General features: G+C 51.0%; 14 protein-coding genes, 3 rRNA genes and 3 riboswitches. Of the genes, 13 read left to right on the top strand and 4 right to left on the bottom strand.

Annotation, left to right across the window (positions count from 1 at the left end; translation table 11 throughout):
- Positions 1 to 167: 167 nt before the first annotated feature.
- Together MHH78_RS33330 and rsgA are read right to left on the bottom strand one after the other, a co-directional pair.
- The gene (locus MHH78_RS33330) at positions 168 to 1,187 is read right to left on the bottom strand and encodes a phosphotransferase (protein WP_341170244.1); all 1,020 of its coding nucleotides are present in this window, start codon (positions 1,185 to 1,187) and stop codon (positions 168 to 170) included.
- The gene (rsgA, locus tag MHH78_RS33325) at positions 1,184 to 2,257 is read right to left on the bottom strand and encodes a ribosome small subunit-dependent GTPase A (protein ID WP_341170243.1); all 1,074 of its coding nucleotides are present in this window, start codon (positions 2,255 to 2,257) and stop codon (positions 1,184 to 1,186) included. The genes MHH78_RS33330 and rsgA overlap by 4 nt, the downstream gene beginning before the upstream one ends.
- 538 nt (positions 2,258 to 2,795) lie before the next feature.
- Positions 2,796 to 2,895: riboswitch (purine riboswitch) on the top strand.
- A gap of 126 nt (positions 2,896 to 3,021) precedes the next feature.
- Here rsgA and MHH78_RS33320 point away from each other — a divergent pair.
- From MHH78_RS33320 to MHH78_RS33260, 13 genes are all read left to right on the top strand, one after another.
- Positions 3,022 to 4,422 carry an NCS2 family permease gene (locus MHH78_RS33320; protein ID WP_209877814.1) on the top strand — a complete coding sequence of 467 codons (1,401 nt, stop codon included), beginning with the start codon at positions 3,022 to 3,024 and terminating at the stop codon, positions 4,420 to 4,422.
- 157 nt (positions 4,423 to 4,579) lie between these two features.
- Positions 4,580 to 6,580, top strand: coding sequence for a hypothetical protein (locus tag MHH78_RS33315; protein ID WP_341170242.1), 2,001 nt, complete (start codon positions 4,580 to 4,582; stop codon positions 6,578 to 6,580).
- Positions 6,577 to 10,416 carry a glycosyltransferase family 39 protein gene (locus MHH78_RS33310; RefSeq protein ID WP_341170241.1) on the top strand — a complete coding sequence of 1,280 codons (3,840 nt, stop codon included), beginning with the start codon at positions 6,577 to 6,579 and terminating at the stop codon, positions 10,414 to 10,416. The genes MHH78_RS33315 and MHH78_RS33310 overlap by 4 nt, the downstream gene beginning before the upstream one ends.
- Positions 10,417 to 10,512: 96 nt before the next feature.
- Positions 10,513 to 11,490 carry a glycosyltransferase family 2 protein gene (locus tag MHH78_RS33305; RefSeq protein ID WP_036723823.1) on the top strand — a complete coding sequence of 326 codons (978 nt, stop codon included), beginning with the start codon at positions 10,513 to 10,515 and terminating at the stop codon, positions 11,488 to 11,490.
- On the top strand, positions 11,480 to 11,884 hold the full coding sequence (locus MHH78_RS33300; protein ID WP_340956266.1) for a GtrA family protein: 405 nt from the start codon (positions 11,480 to 11,482) through the stop codon (positions 11,882 to 11,884). Before MHH78_RS33305 ends, MHH78_RS33300 begins: the two co-directional genes overlap by 11 nt.
- 68 nt (positions 11,885 to 11,952) lie before the next feature.
- On the top strand, positions 11,953 to 12,606 hold the full coding sequence (locus MHH78_RS33295) for a class D sortase (protein ID WP_341170240.1): 654 nt from the start codon (positions 11,953 to 11,955) through the stop codon (positions 12,604 to 12,606).
- Positions 12,607 to 12,731: 125 nt separating this feature from the next.
- A riboswitch (cyclic di-GMP riboswitch) is annotated at positions 12,732 to 12,813 on the top strand.
- Positions 12,814 to 12,886: 73 nt separating this feature from the next.
- A riboswitch (cyclic di-GMP riboswitch) is annotated at positions 12,887 to 12,967 on the top strand.
- Between the two features lie 13 nt (positions 12,968 to 12,980).
- Positions 12,981 to 13,790 carry a transglutaminase-like domain-containing protein gene (locus tag MHH78_RS33290; RefSeq protein ID WP_209877807.1) on the top strand — a complete coding sequence of 270 codons (810 nt, stop codon included), beginning with the start codon at positions 12,981 to 12,983 and terminating at the stop codon, positions 13,788 to 13,790.
- Positions 13,791 to 14,156: 366 nt separating this feature from the next.
- Positions 14,157 to 15,717: ribosomal RNA gene (locus MHH78_RS33285) — 16S ribosomal RNA — on the top strand.
- A 251-nt stretch (positions 15,718 to 15,968) separates the two neighbouring features.
- A 23S ribosomal RNA gene (locus tag MHH78_RS33280) occupies positions 15,969 to 18,896 on the top strand.
- Positions 18,897 to 18,972: 76 nt separating this feature from the next.
- A 5S ribosomal RNA gene (rrf, locus tag MHH78_RS33275) occupies positions 18,973 to 19,089 on the top strand.
- The 16S, 23S and 5S rRNA genes sit together here, the layout of an rRNA operon.
- Positions 19,090 to 19,318: 229 nt before the next feature.
- Complete coding sequence (locus tag MHH78_RS33270; RefSeq protein ID WP_341170239.1) at positions 19,319 to 20,077, top strand: acyl-[acyl-carrier-protein] thioesterase; 759 nt, start codon at positions 19,319 to 19,321, stop codon at positions 20,075 to 20,077.
- Positions 20,078 to 20,253: 176 nt separating this feature from the next.
- Entirely contained in the window at positions 20,254 to 20,814 is a 561-nt protein-coding gene (locus MHH78_RS33265; RefSeq protein ID WP_341170238.1) for an RNA polymerase sigma factor, read from the top strand.
- On the top strand, positions 20,789 to 21,922 hold the full coding sequence (locus MHH78_RS33260; RefSeq protein ID WP_341170237.1) for a DUF4179 domain-containing protein: 1,134 nt from the start codon (positions 20,789 to 20,791) through the stop codon (positions 21,920 to 21,922). The genes MHH78_RS33265 and MHH78_RS33260 overlap by 26 nt, the downstream gene beginning before the upstream one ends.
- Positions 21,923 to 22,061: 139 nt before the next feature.
- Here the strand turns inward: MHH78_RS33260 and MHH78_RS33255 are convergent, their stop codons facing one another.
- The gene (locus MHH78_RS33255) at positions 22,062 to 22,967 is read right to left on the bottom strand and encodes an AraC family transcriptional regulator (RefSeq protein WP_341170236.1); all 906 of its coding nucleotides are present in this window, start codon (positions 22,965 to 22,967) and stop codon (positions 22,062 to 22,064) included.
- Positions 22,968 to 22,987: 20 nt separating this feature from the next.
- Positions 22,988 to 23,431, bottom strand: coding sequence for a tRNA (N6-threonylcarbamoyladenosine(37)-N6)-methyltransferase TrmO (tsaA, locus tag MHH78_RS33250; RefSeq protein ID WP_341170235.1), 444 nt, complete (start codon positions 23,429 to 23,431; stop codon positions 22,988 to 22,990).
- Positions 23,432 to 23,469: the final 38 nt, after the last annotated feature.

Here is a 23,469-nt window from a genome sequence, read left to right as displayed (position 1 = left end):
TAAAAACTCTCTTCTACCGGCGATTTTTGCTGATGGGAGAGAGTTTTTTTTCGAAATATAAGAAATTATATGTTGCACACGATAAATTATCCTTCTATTTCTCGCTGAAACGGTTATGACAAAAAAGAACTCCAAAACCCTATATTAAGATTTGGAGTTCTTTCCGCTTAGACGGACAGCTGCAAGCTCTTCAATTCATACACCTTCTCCAGCGTATCCAGACACTCTGTCTTCTTATCATCATCCTCCGCATGAAGATATCCCTCCACCAGCCGGTATCCGAATACGAGCAGGATGAATTCGTAGACGCAGTGGCCGGCAAGCGGGGCAATCTCTCCCGCATATTCCGCGAAGCCCCGGTAATAAGCAGGGACACACCGCTGATAGTATTCAATCATGTGATCAAGATCCACCTCATCTGCAATCAAGCTGGCGATGTCCTCGCCGAGGTAGCCCCAGCCGCTGGTATCCCAGTCGATCAGCGCGATGGTCCCGCCAGTATAGATGATGTTGGTTACCCAGAAGTCCCGGTGGCATAACACGAGAGGCAGGCTTTCAATCCGGGCAAAAATATCGTCCGAATGCTCATCGATGCCGATGAGCATTTGCCGCACATGCTGCGGGAATTCGCATTCCTCTGAACGGATATAGTCGTAGACAACCGGCCAAGACCGGTAGTGCAGATAAGTATTCTTCATGAGGTCTGCATGGCTCAGGTTGGTCAGACTTTGCAGCACCTCAGGCTGCTCCGCGTACAACTTCCCTTGATACCGTCCCAACTCCAATGCGGCCTGTTCATACATGTCACCGGTGAGCTCCAGGCCGGAGATGCCATCAATATATTCCAGCCACAATCTCATTTCATCCCCGGCTTCATTCATCTCAGCGTGATAACACACCGGCCAGCGGAAGGATTCTGTGAAGGTTGCCCCCAGTGGGGAAGCGTAGAGGTCATATTCCCGCCGCCAGGAATCCGGATCATCGTAACGTTCCCATTTCTTCTGGATTTTCAGCACAATACGGTAAGGCAGTTGCTCTCCATCAGCCGTTTCGGCCGTTCCGGTAACCAGCTGCACATCCCCCAAGGTTCCGCCATGCAGCTGTAACGTCTGGTAGTCAGCAGATGTAATCGTTGTATTAAAAAGTTGAGATAGAGCAATATATAAAGCATCTTGGTTTATCTTCATTTGTATCGTCCTCCGTTTTTCTTCATTTGCTTGCGCTGCATTGCAGCTGACTGATTGCGGGCATCCTTGTCCCTGAGATAGTGTGTTCTGTCCTGGACGAACCGGTTCTCCTGCTGCTGTGAGTTGTAACGCTCCCAGCGTTCATGCGTCAGAGAGCCCTCCGCCAGGGCGGCGAGTACCGCACAGCCCGGCTCGGCTTCATGGCGGCAATCGTTGAACCGGCATCCGGCGAATAAGTCCTCCACATCGGTGAAGCCTGCCCTGATGCCTTCCTGGGCGTCGAACAGCCCCAGTTCACGCATCCCGGGCGTATCAATCACCATTGCGCCAGAAGGGAGCATGAACAGCTGGCGGTGCGTGGTGGTATGCCGTCCCCGACTGTCTTCCTCCCGGATGGCACTGACCTTCATAACATCCCGTTCCATCAGGGCGTTAAGCAGCGATGATTTGCCGATTCCGGACATGCCGAGGAACACAACGGTCTTGCCCGGCAGCAGATAGGGGGCCAGCTCATCTAATCCCAGCCCGGCATGGCTGCTGACCGCGTGTACCGGAACATCCGGGATGCTTCGCATGACCTCTGCAAGCTGCTGATGATAATCAGGGGTGAGATCCGCCTTCGTCAGAATGATGACCGGCTGGCCGCCGCTCTGCCTGGCCTGGGTCAAATAACGCATCATGCGCGTGACATTGAAATCCTTGTTCAGGGAAGACAAAATAAATACATAGTCGAAATTGGCGGCTACGACCTGTTCCAGAACGGTTCTGGTATATTCTGCGGCATGGCCGGAATAATTCGCACGCGAGAACTTGGAGCGGCGGGGGAGAAGCGCTGTAATGAGCGATTCCCCGCTTTCGTTCGGACGCAGCAGGACGAAGTCGCCGACGCACGGGAAGTCCCCGCGCGATTCCGCACTGTGATAGAACGCGCCTTTGAGTACAGCGGTCAGCTCGCCCCGCTCTGTGATTACCGTGAAGCGCTCCCGCCGGAGCTCTGTAATTCTGCCAGGCAATAATCCGGATGGGATTTCCTCTTTTTCTGTGTATCCATAGGTTGTAAGATTAATCATGTTTTTGGGTTTAGCTCCTTATCTGTTGTTTGGTGGACGCAAAAATGCCGCGGAACAGCAGCCTCAATAAGAAGCTGCTGTTCTACGGCATCAAGATGCAAAGAAGATACGACCTTCATCGTATCCCGCAAACAGCAATATTCACGAAAGGTTACTTGGGATGGCATACCAAATAATCCAGGCGTTCGCCTGATTTTTAAGATGTATGCCTGCTATGCAGTTTTAAACGGAAACCACCATATAAGTAGTAGCCAATCGAAACATCCCCTTTCGGATAAGGAACTTGATTAGAAATTTAATGCTTATCGCTAAGCTCATTCAGATTAACATACATTTTGTATGCAAATCCATGTAGAGTTTGATTATAATTAATTTAGTGCGGAACTATCCGCATTTATGCTGCAATGTTTGGCGGATTCTCCCTGAACCAAGCAGTATTTGTCATAGAAATGTTCAATTTACGAACATTTGTGTAAACCTGACGGCCAATGTTCGTATTTACCATTGACAAGAGCTGTCATCTCCCCCTAAAATGATAAAGCGCTACAGCAAATATATTCGTATAATTCCGGGGATCGGCCCGGAAGTCTCTACGAGGTCACCGTAATGACCTGGCTACGATTAAGAAGAGCAACTTGTTCTGGGAATTCCGGCGATTGTCCGAAATTCCCGGCAGCCATCTCTTTTTCGGGCCGGTGTCTTCCCAGATGCCGGCTTTTGTGTTGCTGTATTGGCACAACATACAACCTTAGGGGGAGAACGATTTGAACCGCTTTTTCAAATTGAAAGAGAACGGCACCACAGTACGTACAGAGATCATGGCCGGTATAACCACGTTTATGGCAATGGCTTATATTCTGTCGGTTAATCCAAGCACTCTGACTGCCTTCGGCCGCATTGATATGGGCTGGTATTCCGTATTCCTTGCGACGGCGCTGGCAGCCGGTATTTTCACCATTGCCATGGGGGTATTCATTAATTTCCCGGTCGCTCTGGCACCTGGTATGGGCCTTAACGCATATTTCGCTTCCGTCGTCTTATCCTCCGCTACCACGGAGCATCAGTTCACCTGGCAGATGGGGCTGACCGCCGTCTTCATCTCCGGGATCGTATTTATCCTGCTCACGATCACCAGGGTCCGGCAGATTCTCCTCACTGCTATTCCTGATAGCCTGAAGCATGCGATTACTGTCGGGATCGGGATGTTCATCACCATTATCGGCCTGAAGAACAGCGGACTGATGACCATCGGCGTTGAAGCCGGAAGTGATATCGCCGCTAACAAATTTACAGATGTTCTTTCTTTTGAAACTGTAATTCACATGGGCAGCCTGGAGAACACCAATGTTCAGCTCGTGATTATCGGCCTGCTGCTGATCTCCATCTTAATGGTACTGCGCGTTCGCGGCGCCATCCTGTTCGGAATTCTCGGGACTACCGTGGCTGCAATCCTAATGGGGGCTGTGGATTTCAGTTCATTGAGCAATCCGCAGACACCATGGATTCCTGACTTCACCCAGCTCAACTTCTGGGAATTCGACTGGGAAGGCATTATGCACACCGGTATCGTATCGGCGATTGCCACTTTTACCTTCGTAGAACTGTTCGATACCTTCGGTACGCTGGTAGGTACTGCTGAACGTGCCGGAATTATGAAGAACCCTGAAGAAGGCAAAAAGCGTGTCGGCAATGCCATGTTCGTAGATGCGGTAGCTGTTGCGGGCGGTGCGATGCTGGGGACTTCCACTACTACCGCTTATGTCGAGAGTGCTGCCGGTGTAGCTGAAGGCGGACGTACGGGTCTGACTGCAGTAACTACAGGGATATGCTTCCTGCTTGCCTTGTTCCTGGCTCCGGTAGTTGCTCTGATCCCTGGTCCGGCCACAGCGGCAGCGCTGATTATTGTCGGTGTTCTGATGGCTCAATCGATCCGTGAGATCGACTTCCAGGACATGGTGCTGGCGATTCCGGCCTTCCTGACCTTCGTGATCATGCCGTTTACGTATAACATTGCTAACGGGATCTCGTTCGGGATTGTTACTTACGTGATTCTGGCTTGTGTAGCGAATATCGCCGGCAAGAAGAAATATGATATCCACTGGATGATGTGGGTGCTGGCGATTCTGATCATCCTGCGTTATGTTCTGATCGGCAGCCAAGGCTAATAAGCTCCACGGATTCTGACTTACATTCTGCGGTCTCTTCATTATATGAAGGGGCCGTTTTCTTTTTATTCTTTTAAGGGGGGAGCCGCGCGGGACAAGCTGGGTTTTACCCTTTTCATCAACCAATATTTAGATTATATTGTTGAAGAGGTGATAAATGGTGTCCGGTGTATTCAATCGAGTGTACAAGTTCTTCCGTAGCCAGCCCTGGCCGGTGCTGCTGTTCCTGCTTGGGGCAATAGTCCGTATTCTATACATAACTTCTATTCCACCGGGACTGAACCAGGACGAAGCCTCTATCGGCTATGATGCCTACTCTATTCTGCACTACGGGATGGACCGGAATGGTGTTCATCTGCCAATTCACCTGATCGCCTGGGGGAGCGGACAGAATGCGCTATATGCCTACTTGTCCATGCCGTTCATTCTGTTGTTCGGTCTAACGCCATTGTCTGTAAGGGCGCTGAGCCTGATCATGGGACTACTGGGCATGCTGTTTTTCTATCTCATTATGAAAAGACTGTCGGCCTCGTCTGGAGCCGGGACCGCTGCCATGTTCTTTATCGCCATTAACCCGTGGCATATTATGATGTCCAGGTGGGCATTGGAATCGAATCTGTTTCCTACAATGATTTTGATATCCGTATACTTTCTGCTGCGCGCCTTTGCGAATCCAAGGTGGCTGTACGCCTTTACCGGCATGCTGGCCCTCTCGCTGTATGCTTATGGAACAGCCTACTTCTTCGTCCCGCTATTTGCGCTCGGTACGGCAATTCTTCTATTATATAGCAAGGTCCTGAGACCTCGTGCCCTGGTCTGGAATTTCGTATGGTTTGCGGTACTGGCGCTGCCTATATTACTATTTATTATCATTAACCGTTACGCTATGCAGGATATAGCGACTCCGCTGTTCACAATTCCGAAGCTCACGACCCCGCGCGTGGAGGAGATTTCATCCGTATTCGGCGGCAGGCTGTGGCAGGCGGCTGCGGATAACCTCACTGCGTTCAGCAAGCTGATGTGGAGCGGAAGTGACGGCTTGGCCTGGAACTCCATCTCTCCTTACGGGTATGCGTACCCGCTGGCGCTGCCTTTTGCACTGCTCGGCCTGATCGTTCTCCTGCATTCCTGGTGGGCAAGCCGGCGGGAGAGGGAGAGCGCTGGTAGGGGAGCCGTGCTGCTATGGTTCCTGGTGGCGGTGCTAATGGCGTTGATTACAACTGTGAATATTAACCGGATTAATATTATTTTTTATCCGTTCATTATGCTGGTAAGCACCGGATTCGTCTGGCTGGCAGGCAGAGTCAAAGGGATAGCCATCCTGGCCGCGGCCGGGTTCGCCATGATGTTTATTTTATTCTCCAATACGTATTTCCGCGAGTTCCCTGAACGCATCGGTCCAGTCTTCTATGAATCCTTAGGGGAGGCTGTGCAGTATGCTTCGGAACACAGCTCCGGTGAAGTCTATCTTACGAACCAGGTGAATATGCCTTATATTTATGTGCTGTTCTATGAACAGATCAGCCCGCATGATTTCCTGAAGTCCGTTCAGTATGCCAATCCGGGAGAGGCCTTTCAGCGCGTCTCTTCCTTTGGAAGATACAGGTTTGATGATCTGAACAGGGTGCCTGCGAATGCCGCATATATCTATGCGAATACTGCTGCGCCGCCTGCGGCAAGCGCCGGATCCAGAGTGAAGCGTTTTGCCAACTACAGCGTAATGCTCACCAGTGAACAGAATGGCGGGCCTCAAGATACACCCAAGACTGCTGCATTTAAATTTGTGAATGGCGGATTTGAAGAAGGGACGGCGGGCTGGTCCTTCTCTGCGGGAACGGGAGTTGCTGTCAACAACCCCTTCGCCGGGAGTAAGCTGGCATATCTTGATCCCGGAACGGAGAACATCGTTTCGCAGGCTTTCACTGCATCAGCCGGTGAGTACAGACTGACCGTCATGTCCAGTAGCGGCGGCAGCGGCGGGAAGATCGGCATCCGGGCAGCCGGTAAGCTGCTTGCAGAGACAGAGCTGCCTGCGGCGGAAGCCTATCAACAGGTCACACTTCCTGCGGTCACTCTGGAGCAGGGGATACAGGCAGAAGTATACATAACCGGCGGTAATGGCTGGATTAACATTGACGAGGTGAGGGTAGAACGATGACCAAGAAGGTACGTGCAGCGGCAACCGTTATACTAATGCTCTTATTATTTATTCTTCCTGTAACAAGCATTTATGCCGAAGGGAATTTGTTGCAGAACCCGGGCTTTGAAGAAGGCGAAGAGGGGGCACCGGCAGGCTGGACCAAGGACATGTGGATTGCCGGAGATGCGGCGGGCTCCATATCCGTTCAGTCGGAAGAGGTTCATTCCGGCAGCAAAGCGGCGGTTATTGAGAATCTGGAGCCCAATCACCTGAAGTGGGTGCAGACCGTTACCGTCTTGCCGGATAGCTATTACAGAATCTCTGGATACGTCAAAATAGCCAGCACCGCAGGCGGGGGAATCGGAGCCAATATTTTCCCGGTAGGCATTGGGGGCGGTTATCCCGCTACCAGCGATACCGGCGGTGAATGGCAGCGTCTGGAGTTCATCGGCCAGACCGGCAAGGAGCAGACCGAGATCGGAATCGGCGCTGCGCTGGGCGGCTATGCCAATCTGATTCAGGGTAAGGCCTATTTCGATGATCTGTCCGTAGAGAAGCTGGATACAGTACCGGAGGGATCGAATATCATCTCACTGGACAGCGGCGCCCAGGCTCCCCCGGCAGATGCGGACGGCGGAAGCAAGCCGGAGGAAGTGCCGCATAAGGTGTCTCCGGCCAAGCTGCTGCTGCTTTCTGGAGTATTCTGCCTGTTCTTTGCTTTTCTGTACACAAGAGCCTTCCGCAGTGAGCGTCTGCTGAGACAGGAGGATGTAATCTACACCCGCTGGCTGTACGTTTTGTTTGGAGCGGCATTCATCCTGCGGATCTGGATCGGCCTTACGGCACAGGGCTATAAGAATGATATGAACACCTTCATGGCCTGGGGCCAGCGTCTGACCGACCTTGGACCGGGCAAATTCTATGAGGAAGGTTATTTCGCCGATTACCCGCCGGGGTACTTATATGTGCTATACCTGCTTAGCCTGCTGCGCGGATTGTTTAACTTTGCGGGCGGGTCAGGTGCCGAGACGGTTCTCTTCAAGCTGCCTGCGATGCTCTCGGATCTGGTGCTTGGCTGGATTATCTATAAGAGCGCGCGAACCAGGCTCGGCTCCGGGCTGGCTATGGGGCTGATGATGCTGTTCCTGTTCAATCCGGCTGTGCTGATGGATTCGGCAGCCTGGGGGCAGGCGGATTCCTTTTTCCTCATCTTTCTGCTGCTCAGTATGATCGGGGTTGTCGATAAGCGCTTCGTACGTGCAGCGATCTTCTTTGCCGTCGCTACATTAATCAAGCCGCAGGCGCTGATTTTCACACCTGTGCTGCTGCTTGCCTTCTACCATCACCGGGCCTGGAAGCAGCTTGCGCTGGGCGCCCTGTACGGACTGGGGATTTTCCTTGTCCTCGCAGCCCCGTTCTTCTGGAACAACGGCGGTTTTGCAGGCTTCATTAACCTCTACAAAAGCACACTGTCCTCCTATCCGTATTCCACAGTGAATGCATTCAATCTGTATGCCTTGACTGACCCGATGTGGTCGGCGCTGGATGTGACCTGGCTCGGCATACCGTATCGTATATGGGGCTTTATTTTCATCCTGGTGGCAGTAGCACTTGCTGCTTATTATTCCTTCAATACCAAGGACCGCAAGGATCTCTCCAAGTCCTACTTCATCGCTATGGTGCTGATCACGATTGTCTTCGTATTCGGTACCAAAATGCATGAGCGTTACTTGTATCCGGTACTGATTCTGTCCTTATTCGCCTTCATGGAGAGCCGGGACCGGCGGTTCCTGACCCTGTTCCTCGGGTTCTCCCTGACCCAGTACATCAATGTTGGTTATACACTGGCGTATCTGAATACCGGCGGAAATCCGCCGGCTGACGGCATTGTTCTGGTTACAGCTATTACCACTATCATTCTTGCGATATATCTGCTCTATATTGGATACGATGTATATATCCGCCGAACTGCGAAGCTTTTGCCTGAGCCGGTTACCCCCAAGGAGGCGTACGCAGCAGATCTGCTGCTTGCAGAAGGCATCAAGCCGCTTGCCCCTGCTGAGCGCCGTTCTCCGCTGAAGCTGAAGCGCAGAGACTGGATCTGGATGCTCGGTATCACCGTGCTATACGGGGCGCTTGCCCTCTATCATCTGGGAGATAACAAGGCACCTGAGACTCTGTGGGAGCCAGCAGCCAGCGGCGAGAGCTTCTATGTGGATCTGGGGCAGGCCCATCAACTGGAGCGGGTTAATGTGTTCGGCGGTGTCGGAACAGGGAAGTTTCAGCTGGAATTCAGCCAGACCCCTGATAATTGGAGCAGCCCGCTTGAGGTAAGCGAGGATGTGGGCAATGTCTTCATCTGGAAAAGCCAGCCGCTTAACGTATCTGCAAGATATGTCAAGCTCTCGGTTACGTCTCCAGGCTTCACCCTCAATGAGATGGCCTTCTATGAGCAGGGGGCACCGGAGGTTCCTCTGACGATAGCAAGCGTGACACCCGATTCGGGAGCAGCAGCTAAAAGAGGAACGCCGGCCAATCTGTTTGACGAGCAGTCCGTCATTCCCAAGAACTCTAATTTCATGAACAGTACGTATTTTGATGAGATCTATCATGCCCGTACGGCTTATGAGCATTATCATAATATTGTTCCTTATGAGAACACGCATCCGCCGCTTGGCAAGCTGCTGATCGGGGTAGGGATGGAGCTGTTCGGCGTCAATCCGTTCGGGTGGCGGATCATCGGCACCTTGTTCGGGATTGCGATGCTGCCGCTGATCTATATCATGGCGATTCGGTTGTTCCGTAAGACCACCTATGCTGCACTGGCAGCGGGATTATTCGCTCTGGACTTCATGCATTTCACCCAGACGCGGATATCGACCATCGATGTGTACGGTGTATTCTTCATTATGTTGATGTTCTATTTCATGCAGCGGTATTTCACGATGAATTTCTACCGGGTGCCGCTGCGGACCACACTGGCTCCGCTGTTCTGGTCCGGCCTGTTCTTCGGCATCGGGGTTGCTTCGAAGTGGATCGTGATCTACGGAGGCGCAGGACTTGCTATTATGCTTGCGCTGGTACTCATTGAACGCTACAGAGAATACAAGGCTGCCGGACGCCTGCTGGCTGAAGGCAAGCTGAGCGGTCAGGAGCTCAAAGCCGCCTGCCGGACTGCAGATCAGTCCTTCTGGAAGAACACGATCATCACGCTGGCTAGCTGCATCGGATTCTTCGTCATCATTCCGGGAATCATATACAGCCTGTCCTTCATTCCTTCACTATCTGCGTCGGCAGAGGGCTTCACCGTTAAGGGGCTGATTGATGCCCAGAAGAATATGTACAACTATCACAGTCAGCTTGTAGCTACACATCCGTTCGCCTCCTCCTGGTGGGAGTGGCCGTTCATGAAGCGTCCGGTGTGGTTCTTCAGCGGCGGCGAAGGCTTGCCTGCAGGCAAGGCGAGCAGCATAGTAACGATGGGCAATCCGCTGATCTGGTGGACAGGAATCTTCACGATGCTGGCGGCTGTATGGTTCACCCTGAAGCGCCGGGACAAGAGCCTGTATATGATCTGGATCGGCTTCTTCTCACAATATGTTCCGTGGATGCTTGTGCCGCGTGAGACCTTCCTGTACCATTACTTTGCGATGGTGCCGTTTATGATTCTATCTATTGTGTACATCCTGAAGCTGCTTGACGGCAGGTTCCAGGGTGCCAAATATCTGCGGTACGCCTATGTTGCGGCCGCCGCCATTCTGTTTGTAATGTTCTATCCGGTATTGTCCGGCATGCAGGTGAACAGCAGTTATATCATTCATGTACTTCGCTGGTTCCCTTCCTGGGTATTCTAGGAGGGGAACTGTAAGAGCCGCATAGTTGCTCAAAGCTGATGTTGATGAAGCGCATCAAGGAAGCTGTGGCTTACAATAAATTGAGGAGGAACCCTTGTGAAGGCCAGATATAGTGTAATTGTGCCCATGTATAATGAGGAGGAAGTCATTCAGATAACCTACGAACGGCTCAAAAAAGTAATGGATGAGTGCGGGGATTCCTATGAGCTCGTGTTCGTCAATGACGGCAGCCGGGACCGTACGGCTGAGATTATGCGCGAAATCAGTAATAGGGATGAGCATGTCAAGCTGATTGACTTCTCCCGTAACTTCGGCCATCAGGTGGCGATTACGGCGGGTATGGATTATGCTGAAGGCCAGGCTGTTGTGGTGATTGACGCAGATCTCCAGGACCCGCCGGAGGTCATCCTGCAGATGATCGCCAAGTGGAAGGAAGGCTATGAGGTAGTCTATGCCAAGCGGCTGAAGCGCCACGGAGAGACCTTCTTTAAGAAGGTGACAGCCAAAATCTTTTACCGTCTGCTCAGCAGCATGACCAGTGTGGAGATTCCCACAGATACCGGGGACTTCCGGCTCATCGACCGTAAGGTCTGCGATGTGCTGCGCGGCCTGAAGGAGAAGAACCGTTATGTACGGGGGCTGGTAAGCTGGGTCGGCTTCCGGCAGACCATGGTGGAATATGTGCGGGAGGAACGCTTCGCCGGGGAGACGAAATATCCGCTCAAAAAAATGATCCGCTTTGCGCTCGACGGAATCACCTCCTTCTCGCACAAGCCGCTCAAAATCGCCTCTTATGTCGGCTTCTTCCTGTCCTTCTCCAGCTTCATCTACCTGTTTCTGGTCTTATTCCAGAAAGTCTTCACCTCTTGGACTGTGCCGGGCTGGGCATCCATTGTCGGGGTGAACCTGCTGTTTAACGGCATTGTGCTGATGCTGCTGGGCGTGATCGGGGAATACATCGGACGGATCTATGATGAATCTAAGGATAGACCGCTTTATATCGTACGCGAGACCCGAGGCTACCCGGAGGCAGAGGCCGAAGACACGCGGAAGGCAAGCGATTATGCAAGATAAGGCTTGGCGCGCAGGCATGATCCAATTTCTGAAATTCAATGCGGTGGGCCTGCTTAACACGTTCATTGATTTTGCAGTATTTACCCTGCTGCATTCCCTGGGCATGCTTAACACCCCTGCACAGATTATTTCCTACAGTGCCGGGACGGCCAATAGCTTTTTCTGGAATAAAAAGGTGACCTTCAAGGGAAGGGACAGAGGCGGGGATGGCCGCTTTGACCGGATGCAGCTGGTGAGATTTATTGTGCTGAATCTGCTGGTGCTGGGCATTTCGGTGCTGCTGATTCATCTGCTGACTGATCGGCTGGGCGTCCAGGTGCTGATGGCCAAGGTGCTGGTTACCTTTGTTACAGTAATCATTAATTTTTTTGGAAGCCGGAAGTGGGTATTTTAAAGAGAGCGTATATCTTGCCCGTATTCTTCGGAGGAAAGCACTTATTCTATATTGCGGAGGCGATTGTCATGCGGAAGTTATCCTATTTGATTATACTTGCCGGGGTCCTGATTATGCTCTACCCCAAAGGAAGCGAATGGTACGAGGACCGTCAGCAGCAGAAGCTGCTGGAAGAGGCTGAACAGGCCTATAGTGAAATCGTTCCTTCGGCTACGGCTCCTGCCAGCCAGGATCTGAGCAAGCCTTATGCGGAAGTCACCCAGCTGCTGGCTGAAGAGTCTGGTGCGGAAGAGCCGGTTCCCACTACAGCGCCCGAGCTTGAAGTGGGAGGCAAAATCACCGCTATTATTGAAATCGATAAAATCGATCTGAAGCTGCCTGTACTGGAGGGCGCCACCAAGACCAATATGAAGCATGCAGCCGCGCATATGAAGGAGACAGCTCCGATTGGCGCGGTAGGCAATGCAGCGATTGCGGCACATCGGTCAAGAACGGCAGGGCGGCTGTTCAACAGACTGGATGAGGTCGGTAAAGGGGATGCCATTACTGTTATTACAAGCGGACAGGAATACAAATATGTTGTATATGATGTATCTATTGTAGAGCCTACCGATATTTCAGTACTGAAGGGTAAGGATGATGATAAGATTCTGACCCTCATTACCTGTGATCCGCTTGTCAACCCTACCCACAGACTCATCATTCATGCAAAGTTGACCTGATTGTCATAGGACAATGCTGAGAAAGGTCAAAAAACATAAAATTTTAGTCTATTTTTGCGGGAATCTAGTGATTTGGGTCTTGCTAATAGATTGAGATATGGTAAGCTATAACTATGAAAGCTAATACACGATAACGGCAAACCTATCGAAAGGTAGGGACGCAAAGCTACAGGGCCTTCCCGTCATGGATGGCAGCCAGTTACCGAATGAAGAGGCTTTTTTTGTTTGTTTTCATTCTGAATCTGTCATTATGTGGCAGTAGATTGGACAGATAAAGCTTATACGATAACGGCAAACCTATCGAAAGGTAGGGACGCAAAGCTAAAGGGCCTTCCCGTAAGAATGGCAGCCAGCTACCGAAAGGGGTTTTATCCATGAAGAAGTTTTATTTAATGCTGATTACACTTTTTGTGATCGTCACTTCCGTGCAGACAGGCACTGCTCAAGCTGCTAATGCAGATTCAAGCTGGTTAAATGTTGGACAACTTGATCAAGGGGTTATCGGGGTTTCGTACGATGTTCCTAAAGACAAGAAGATGAAGCTCATGATTACCAAGGACAATAACAGCTATACTTACAACTTATACACTTCCAAACCGACCGAGACGTTCCCGCTGCAACAAGGTAATGGCTCTTACAAGGTCTCCGTTCTTGAGAATACTACCGGTAACAAATACAAGGTACTATCTTCCGAGACTGTATCTCTCTCAATGAGCAATGTGAATGCCGTATATTTGAGCTCTGTACAGAATGTAAAGTGGAGTTCTTCCGATAAATCCGTTCAAAAGGCAGCACAGCTTACAAAGGGTCTGACCACAGATGCAGACAAAGTTAAGGCTATCTACAATTACATCGTAGCTAACGTGAAATATGACTACTCTCTGGCCAACAGCGTAAGCACAGATTATATTCCGAACAACGACAACACACTGGCTACCAATAAGGGTATCTGCTACGATTACGCTTCCTTGTTCGCTACTATGCTCCGCAGTGAAGGGATTCCAACCAAGTTGGTTATGGGGAATACAAGCTATGTAACTTCATACCATGCCTGGAACGAAGTGTTCCTGAATGGCAAATGGGTGACGATTGATACTACAGTGGATGCAGGTCTGGGTAAGAAAACAGCATCAACTGAACTGATCAAATCAGCAAGCAAATATACTGCAGCGAAATTCTACTAAGAATAGCTGTAACTATAGCATTATCTGAGAATAACCCGCTTAGTCATTAAGCGGGTTATTTTTATTTATATAAAGGTTGCTTTTTAATAGAAGGATAGGTTATTATAAATAAGCGTTGTTGGAGCGGCAAAGGAAATGAGAGATTACTTAAATAAGTGATTTCAAAAATAAAGCTTGCATTGCTCAGATGGACGTGATATATTATAAGAGTTGCTGGTGACGATGACATCGACACTAACAACGAGCTTGATCTTTGAAAACTGAACAACGAGTGAGTATCTGGAAATCACTTCGGTGAGATCCAAAAATGAGAATGTAAATTCTCGTCAGATGTTTCAAAATGAGCAATCGCTCTTTCTAAATACCAATTTGGAGAGTTTGATCCTGGCTCAGGACGAACGCTGGCGGCATGCCTAATACATGCAAGTCGAGCGGAGTTTGAGAGGAAGCTTGCTTCCTTTCAGACTTAGCGGCGGACGGGTGAGTAACACGTAGGCAACCTGCCCTCAAGCCTGGGATAACTACCGGAAACGGTAGCTAATACCGGATAATTTCTTTTTTCTCCTGAGGAGAGAATGAAAGGCGGAGCAATCTGCTGCTTGGGGATGGGCCTGCGGCGCATTAGCTAGTTGGTGGGGTAACGGCCCACCAAGGCGACGATGCGTAGCCGACCTGAGAGGGTGAACGGCCACACTGGGACTGAGACACGGCCCAGACTCCTACGGGAGGCAGCAGTAGGGAATCTTCCGCAATGGGCGCAAGCCTGACGGAGCAATGCCGCGTGAGTGATGAAGGTTTTCGGATCGTAAAGCTCTGTTGCCAGGGAAGAACGTCCGGTAGAGTAACTGCTACCGGAGTGACGGTACCTGAGAAGAAAGCCCCGGCTAACTACGTGCCAGCAGCCGCGGTAATACGTAGGGGGCAAGCGTTGTCCGGAATTATTGGGCGTAAAGCGCGCGCAGGCGGTTATTTAAGTCTGGTGTTTAAACCTTGGGCTCAACCTGAGGTCGCACTGGAAACTGGGTGACTTGAGTACAGAAGAGGAAAGTGGAATTCCACGTGTAGCGGTGAAATGCGTAGATATGTGGAGGAACACCAGTGGCGAAGGCGACTTTCTGGGCTGTAACTGACGCTGAGGCGCGAAAGCGTGGGGAGCAAACAGGATTAGATACCCTGGTAGTCCACGCCGTAAACGATGAGTGCTAGGTGTTAGGGGTTTCGATACCCTTGGTGCCGAAGTTAACACAGTAAGCACTCCGCCTGGGGAGTACGGTCGCAAGACTGAAACTCAAAGGAATTGACGGGGACCCGCACAAGCAGTGGAGTATGTGGTTTAATTCGAAGCAACGCGAAGAACCTTACCAGGTCTTGACATCCAACTAACGAAGCAGAGATGCATCAGGTGCCCTTCGGGGAAAGTTGAGACAGGTGGTGCATGGTTGTCGTCAGCTCGTGTCGTGAGATGTTGGGTTAAGTCCCGCAACGAGCGCAACCCTTGACTTTAGTTGCCAGCAGGTTGAGCTGGGCACTCTAGAGTGACTGCCGGTGACAAACCGGAGGAAGGTGGGGATGACGTCAAATCATCATGCCCCTTATGACCTGGGCTACACACGTACTACAATGGCCGGTACAACGGGAAGCGAAGCCGCGAGGTGGAGCCAATCCCAGCAAAGCCGGTCTCAGTTCGGATTGCAGGCTGCAACTCGCCTGCATGAAGTCGGAATTGCTAGTAATCGCGGATCAGCATGCCGCGGTGAATACGTTCCCGGGTCTTGTACACACCGCCCGTCACACCACGAGAGTTTACAACACCCGAAGTCGGTGGGGTAACCCGCAAGGGAGCCAGCCGCCGAAGGTGGGGTAGATGATTGGGGTGAAGTCGTAACAAGGTAGCCGTATCGGAAGGTGCGGCTGGATCACCTCCTTTCTATGGAGAATCGTCTTCTGCAACGAAGACATTCAAATCGGAAGCTTAGCTTCCATAATAGAACCCTTGGGTTCGAATACTCACTCGTTGGTCAGTTTTGAGAGTTTAAGCTCTCAAGTAAGAAACTTGATCCTTGAAAACTGGATACCGAAACGAATTTGCGTTTTAGAACATTCCTTTAAGCTGAACTTGTGTAAACAAGTTTTGAATTAATGGCGATGCTAAGCGGTTTTCCTAACGGAAAACGCATTGGTTAAGCTACTAAGAGCACACGGAGGATGCCTAGGCGCCAGGAGCCGACGAAGGACGTGGCGAACAACGAAACTGCCTCGGGGAGCTGTAAGCAAGCTTTGATCCGGGGGTGTCCGAATGGGGAAACCCAGCTGTGGTAATTCGCAGTTACTCGTATCTGAATACATAGGATACGCAGAGGCAGACCAGGGGAACTGAAACATCTAAGTACCCTGAGGAAGAGAAAACAATAGTGATTCCGTCAGTAGCGGCGAGCGAACGCGGAACAGCCTAAACCAAGGGGCTTGCCTCTTGGGGTTGTGGGACGTCTCACATGGAGTTACAAAGGAATATGGTAGGTGAAGAGGTCTGGAAAGGCCCGCGATAGAGGTAAAAGCCCTGTAGCCCAAACTGTGTTCTCTCCGAGACGGATCCCGAGTAGTGCGGGGCACGTGAAACCCCGTATGAATCCAGCAGGACCATCTGCTAAGGCTAAATACTACCTGGCGACCGATAGTGAAACAGTACCGTGAGGGAAAGGTGAAAAGCACCCCGGAAGGGGAGTGAAATAGAACCTGAAACCGTGTGCTTACAAAAAGTCAGAGCCCTCTTTATGGGTGATGGCGTGCCTTTTGTAGAATGAACCGGCGAGTTACGTTTAACATGCAAGGTTAAGGTGAGAAGCCGGAGCCGCAGCGAAAGCGAGTCTGAATAGGGCGACTAAGTATGTGGACGTAGACCCGAAACCGTGTGATCTACCCCTGTCCAGGGTGAAGGTGCGGTAACACGCACTGGAGGCCCGAACCCACGCATGTTGAAAAATGCGGGGATGAGGTGGGGGTAGCGGAGAAATTCCAATCGAACTCGGAGATAGCTGGTTCTCCCCGAAATAGCTTTAGGGCTAGCCTCGGTGAATGGAGTGGTGGAGGTAGAGCACTGATTGGGTGCGGGGCCCGCAAGGGTTACCAAGCTCAGTCAAACTCCGAATGCCATTTACTTCTTGCCGGGAGTCAGACAGTGAGTGCTAAGATCCATTGTCAAAAGGGAAACAGCCCAGACCATCAGCTAAGGTCCCCAAGTGTGTGTTAAGTGGGAAAGGATGTGGAGTTGCACAGACAACCAGGATGTTGGCTTAGAAGCAGCCACCATTGAAAGAGTGCGTAATAGCTCACTGGTCGAGTGACTCTGCGCCGAAAATGTAACGGGGCTAAACACACCACCGAAGCTATGGCTAGATGCTTTGCATCTGGGGTAGGGGAGCGTTGTATATACGTTGAAGGTGTACCGTAAGGAGCGCTGGAGAGTATACAAGTGAGAATGCCGGTATGAGTAACGAAAAGATCAGTGAGAATCTGATCCGCCGAAAGCCCAAGGTTTCCTGAGGAAGGCTCGTCCGCTCAGGGTAAGTCGGGACCTAAGGCGAGGCCGACAGGCGTAGTCGAAGGACAACAGTTTGAAATTACTGTACCACCGTAATCCGCTATGAGCGATGGGGTGACGCAGGAGGGTAGTGACGCGGACTGATGGATGTCCGTCTAAGCAGTGAGGCTGGTGTGTAGGCAAATCCGCACATCGTAAGGCTGGGCTGTGATGGGGAGCGAAAATTACAGTAGCGAAGGTCATGATCTCACACTGCCAAGAAAAGCCTCTAGCCAGGAGAAGGTGCCCGTACCGCAAACCGACACAGGTAGGCGAGAAGAGAATTCTAAGGCGCGCGGAAGAACTCTCGTTAAGGAACTCGGCAAAATGACCCCGTAACTTCGGGAGAAGGGGTGCCTCGGTAGGGTGAATAGCCCGAGGGGGCCGCAGTGAAAAGGCCCAAGCGACTGTTTAGCAAAAACACAGGTCTGTGCGAAGCCGTAAGGCGAAGTATACGGGCTGACGCCTGCCCGGTGCTGGAAGGTTAAGGGGAGCGGTTAGGGGTTAAACCCGAAGCTGTGAACCGAAGCCCCAGTAAACGGCGGCCGTAACTATAACGGTCCTAAGGTAGCGAAATTCCTTGTCAGGTAAATTCTGACCCGCACGAATGGCGTAACGACTTGGGCGCTGTCTCAACGAGAGATCCGGTGAAATTTTAATACCTGTGAAGATGCAGGTTACCCGCGACAAGACGGAAAGACCCCATGGAGCTTTACTGCAGCTTGATATTGAATTTGGGTACGATCTGTACAGGATAGGTGGGAGCCGGTGAGAGCGGAGCGCAAGCTTCGCTGGAGGCGCCGTTGGGATACCACCCTGATCGTATCTAGGTTCTAACCTAGTGCCCTCATCGGGTACGGGGACCGTGTCAGGCGGGCAGTTTGACTGGGGCGGTCGCCTCCTAAAGAGTAACGGAGGCGTTCAAAGGTTCCCTCAGAATGGTTGGAAATCATTCGCAGAGTGCAAAGGCATAAGGGAGCTTGACTGCGAGACCTACAAGTCGAGCAGGGACGAAAGTCGGACTTAGTGATCCGGTGGTACCGCATGGAAGGGCCATCGCTCAACGGATAAAAGCTACCCTGGGGATAACAGGCTTATCTCCCCCAAGAGTCCACATCGACGGGGAGGTTTGGCACCTCGATGTCGGCTCATCGCATCCTGGGGCTGAAGTAGGTCCCAAGGGTTGGGCTGTTCGCCCATTAAAGCGGTACGCGAGCTGGGTTCAGAACGTCGTGAGACAGTTCGGTCCCTATCTGTCGTGGGCGCAGGAAATTTGAGAGGAGCTGTCCTTAGTACGAGAGGACCGGGATGGACGTACCGCTGGTGCATCAGTTGTTCCGCCAGGAGCATGGCTGAGTAGCTACGTACGGACGGGATAAGCGCTGAAAGCATCTAAGCGTGAAGCCCCCCTCAAGATGAGATTTCCCAACATGTAAGACCCCTTGAAGACGACGAGGTAGATAGGTTGGAGGTGGAAGTGCAGCAATGCATGGAGCTGACCAATACTAATCGGTCGAGGGCTTATCCAAAAAATAATTCGCAGATTCGTTTCGGATTCAGTTTTCAGGAATCAAATTCCTGAAGCATTTACGCTGTAAATGCCCGTTTGGTGGCGATAGCGGAGGGGTTCCACACGTACCCATCCCGAACACGACCGTTAAGCCCTCCAGCGCCGATGGTACTTGGACCGAAGGGTCCTGGGAGAGTAGGACGTTGCCAAGCACACAAGACCACTGTTGATTCTCAGACAGTGGTCTTTTTGTATTTTCGGGGAAGCCTTGTGGACAGCTTGTGAGTAGATTTCAGGTCTTCTTACAAGTGACGCATAGTTATACACATGTGGATAGATTTAGTTTTTTTGATACTTCTCCCCAAATGATGTGGATATCCGTTAGAATAATGTGGATAGGTACCGAGAATTGGGGATAGATAGGTGAAGGAGCCAAAAGTTATGGACAAGCATAGCAGCTTTTTGTGGACAGAGCAGTTCAGGGTTCAGGCAAGTGACACGGATTACCGGTCAAGGGGCAAGCTTTCCTTCCTGCTGGATATTATGCAGCGTGCTGCGGATTCGGCTGTAAGCAGCCTGGGGCTAAGTATGGAGAGTATGCTCAGGGCGGGAATGGGCTGGATGGTCATCACCCTTGATCTGAATCTGCAGCGACTCCCGTCCCCGGGAGAGCTTCTTGAGGTACATACCTGGAGTAAAGGAAACAAAGGACCGCTCTGGCAGCGGGATTACCGGATCTATGACGCCCAAGGTGTAGAGCTTGCTTCGACGCGCTCGATCTGGGCCCTTGTGGATATCGGGAAGCGGAAGATTTTGCGTCCGTCAGCCTTGCCTATTGTTGTTGAGCCGTATTTAGAGGATTCCGTAGGAAGTCTGCCGGATAAAGTAATTATTCCATACGAACTCCCCTTGCAGGAGGCTTACCGTTATCAGGTAAGATATAGCGGGCTGGATAACAACAAACATCTTAACAACGCGCGGTATGCAGATTTATGTTGTGATGCTCTGGCGCTGGAGGAGTGGGAGGAGTTAGAGCTTACGGGGCTTCATATCACCTATGCCCAGGAAGCCAAATATGCTGAGGAGATTAGTGTTATGCGATCTTCTCTAACTGAAGAAGGTATATATGTGCGCGGGCAAGGCGGGGAGCGGATCTTTTTTGAAGCTTGCCTGAAGCTTAGAAGAAAGGTTGATGTCTGAGAGAGAGAGACTTGCATAGCGTTAAATCTAGACAGTTGCTCGAATTTCAGGGGAACTGTCTTTTGTCATATTTGCTATTTCCTTATATGTCACAAATACACAATTGGCATTCGTTATACAGGTGTAAAAGGAAAGTGGAGGTGATTCCTTTGGAGCAAGGCAACCCCGGGGGCCCAATGAATCCAAATAAGATTGAAGAAGCCATTCATCAGGTACACGCAGGAGACAGGCAAGCGTTCTCAACAATAATTAAGGAGTATGAAAGAAAGATTTACACGTATTGCTACTATCTCCTAAGGAGCCGTGAAGAAGCGGAGGATGCTGTGCAGGATATATTCGTTAAGGTGTATCAGCAGCTTGGGCGTTATGAACGGCGGGTTTCTTTTTCGGCTTGGCTATATAAGGTGGCTTATCATCATTGTCTGGACGAGCTTCGCAGGCGTAAGCGCCGCAGCCGGTTGCTGTCCCTTTATAAGCTGCAACTGATGACGAATCAACAAGCGTTGTCGGAGGAGTCGCCGGTAGACCGGATTTTTGAAAATCTCACTTCGGAAGAGCGGGGGCTATTAATCCTTCGTGTCATTGAACAATACAGCTTCGAAGAGATCTCAATGATTACCGGAAGCAGTTCAGCGGCGCTGCGCAAAAAATATGAACGGCTCCGTAAAAAACTGATTCAGCAAAAAGCGGATGAAAGGGGAGGGTGTGCTCATGGAGAAGTGGCAGAATCAAACTGAGAAGCAAATGTTGGAACGTATTCGCAGCAGCGTCGGAAGAGTAGAGCTTCCTGTAGATAGCTATAATGAGCAGATTATGAACCGGATCGAACATTTGGAGACCAGAGGAGGAAGCAAATTGCTTAAGAAGACGTTAGCAGCCGCAAGTATAGCTGCAGTGATAGGATTAGGTACGATAACTGCAGGATTCATCTCCCCGGCCTGGGCAGATACCTTGAGTCAGCTCCCCGTGTTCAGCAGTATATTCAAGCATACGGAGAACCCGGGTTTGAAATTGGCGGCGGAACAGGGCCTGACTACTTCACCTAATATGAGCGTTACCAAAGATGGAGTGACTTTAAGTGTTACGGAGGTATTTTATGACGGAATCCAGTTGGCCATCGGCTTCGAAAGAACCGGAGTAGCAGATGAGCGGGTGCTTGCGGAGATTACTGATTTTAAAACCCATGAATTCGATCAATCAACTAAAGGACTGCTGGGTCTGCCAGAGGTTACTCTGGCGACAGGAGAGCCTATCGGCTTCGGTTCTTCTATCACAGGTGACGTAAAAGGACAACCGAACACCCTCTTATTGGAGCTTAGAGAACTGCACAATGCTTCGGCTCTCGGAGACGAATTCAAGGTGAATATCCGCGTACCGGTTGCCCAGATCGCCGAGCCGTTTGAGTTCGAGGTAACAGCGAAGAAGCTTGCGGAGGGAATCATCAACCTTACCCCGGGCCAGGGGGCGAGCAAAGACTCCTTCCATTATAAAGTAAAGAGTCTGGACATCACGCCTGCTGCCATGAGGATGATCATCACCAGTGAAGGGGAAGTGCCTGCATCACCGGAGCAGACAGGGGAATATGGTCCAACTGCGGTATTCTATGAGCTTGTGGATGATGCGGGTAATGTTGCTGCTTCCAAGCAAGGATATGCCTTGATGAAGGCTGTTCAGCATCCTATTGTAGATAGCCTATACAATACCTTCCCGCAAACCCCTAAGACGATTACGGTCAGACCGTATACCATGACTTTGGATAATGATCTGAAGCTCTTGTTGGATGACAATGGGAAACCGGTGAGAACTTATCATAAGGACCTTGAGAGCACTATAGTGATTCCATGAACCCGCGAACCGTGAAAACGGGAATGGGTAAGATAGGCTGAGCCCTTGTCCGCGTCTGCTGTGCAGATGCGGGCTTTTTTGAAAAATACCTGAGTCATCATCGAAGCTAAAGCCTCACTTTGTGGGGTTATTTTGCTGATTAGAGCAGTGTTAACGGAATGTAGATTTCACTTATAGAGTTAGGATGGTAGGGGCCCAGATAGTCTTTGCCGTAGTATTCGAATTCATAAGACAGATTGAGGCGGTAATCGGTTCTCGGCAGAAAAACGCCATAGATATATTTGTAGGTGGCAGAAACTTCTGCGGATGGCCCTGTATGCTTAAATCTGAGATAACGTGCTGGCGGCAGTGTGTGGATAGGGAGGTGGTTGACTGCTTGTCCGCAGCTTGCCTGAACGCTAGTGCCGGTATGTACAGATGCTATGGAGTTTAGCTCACAGGCGATGTGAAAGGAGATTCCGTTATCCTCATAGTTATCCGGCCAATAGCCTAGCTGGTAATACTGCACTGGAAGCTTGCGGTCCGGGATAGCCGGAAGACTGCTGAATAGCTGCTCCCAAGCTGCTCCGATGACCGAATGATCTTGCGTAACGGTAATGAATGGCCCCTGAAGCCTGATTGCACCAAGCTCAATCAGGTCAGGAGAGACGCCCTTCTGGTCTGACCAGTGCGGCAAATCTTTTGGCTGCAAGGGATGGAGCAGCAGAGGGATATCCGGGGTAGACTTATGGCGGATATGGGTGGGGGTAGTGCGCAGCAGTCTTTTGAAGGCCCGGGTGAAGGTCTCGTAATCATTATAAGCATAGTCCAGTGAGATCTCGTGAAAGGTCCGCCCGGGTCTGCTTAGAATATCACGGGCTGCCTCGGAAATCCTCCGTCTTGCTATATAGTCGCCCGGTGTGAGTCCGGTAACTCCCTGAAACAGTCGGATGAAGTGGAACATGGAATAGCCGCTCTCTCTGGAGAGGGTCAGAACAGACAGCGGCTGCTTCAGATTCGCTTCGATATATTGGGTCGCCTGCAGAATAAGCTGGCTGTTCTTCATAAAGTCCTCTCCTCTACGGTCTACTCTACAGTCCATTCTCCCCATGATGCGGCCCATGCGGGCACTCTAACCTGACGAACACGGTCGGTGGAAGGGAAATAAGCTTTGATATCAATTACGGGTGTTCCCGGATAGGCATCCAGTCCGCTGACCTCCACAATTCCCTGATCAAGATCGACGGATATAATACGGGCAACCGTGAGTCCAAGCGGATTAGGGCGGACTGGAGACCGGGTCGCAAAAACACCGCTTACCGGCGCATTATAGGGAGGCTCAATCTGAGTAGTCCCCCGGAAGCTATCATCTGCAAACTCATGAATCCACCACAAGATCTGGCAGTGGCTGAAAGCATCTAACCCCTTCAAGGCAGGTCTGTATTCGGGTCTAATCTCAAGTCGCAGGTTCTGCTGTGTTCCCGTTACTACTCCTACTGGTATAATATTATACAATTCTGAGGCGGGCATTGGCTGTGACTCCTTTCGGCTGGGGGATGATTCTAGTT

The organism is Paenibacillus sp. FSL H3-0333, assembly GCF_038002805.1.
Classification (GTDB): domain Bacteria; phylum Bacillota; class Bacilli; order Paenibacillales; family Paenibacillaceae; genus Paenibacillus_AQ; species Paenibacillus_AQ silagei.
This window is presented reverse-complemented; position numbering and strand designations above follow the sequence as displayed.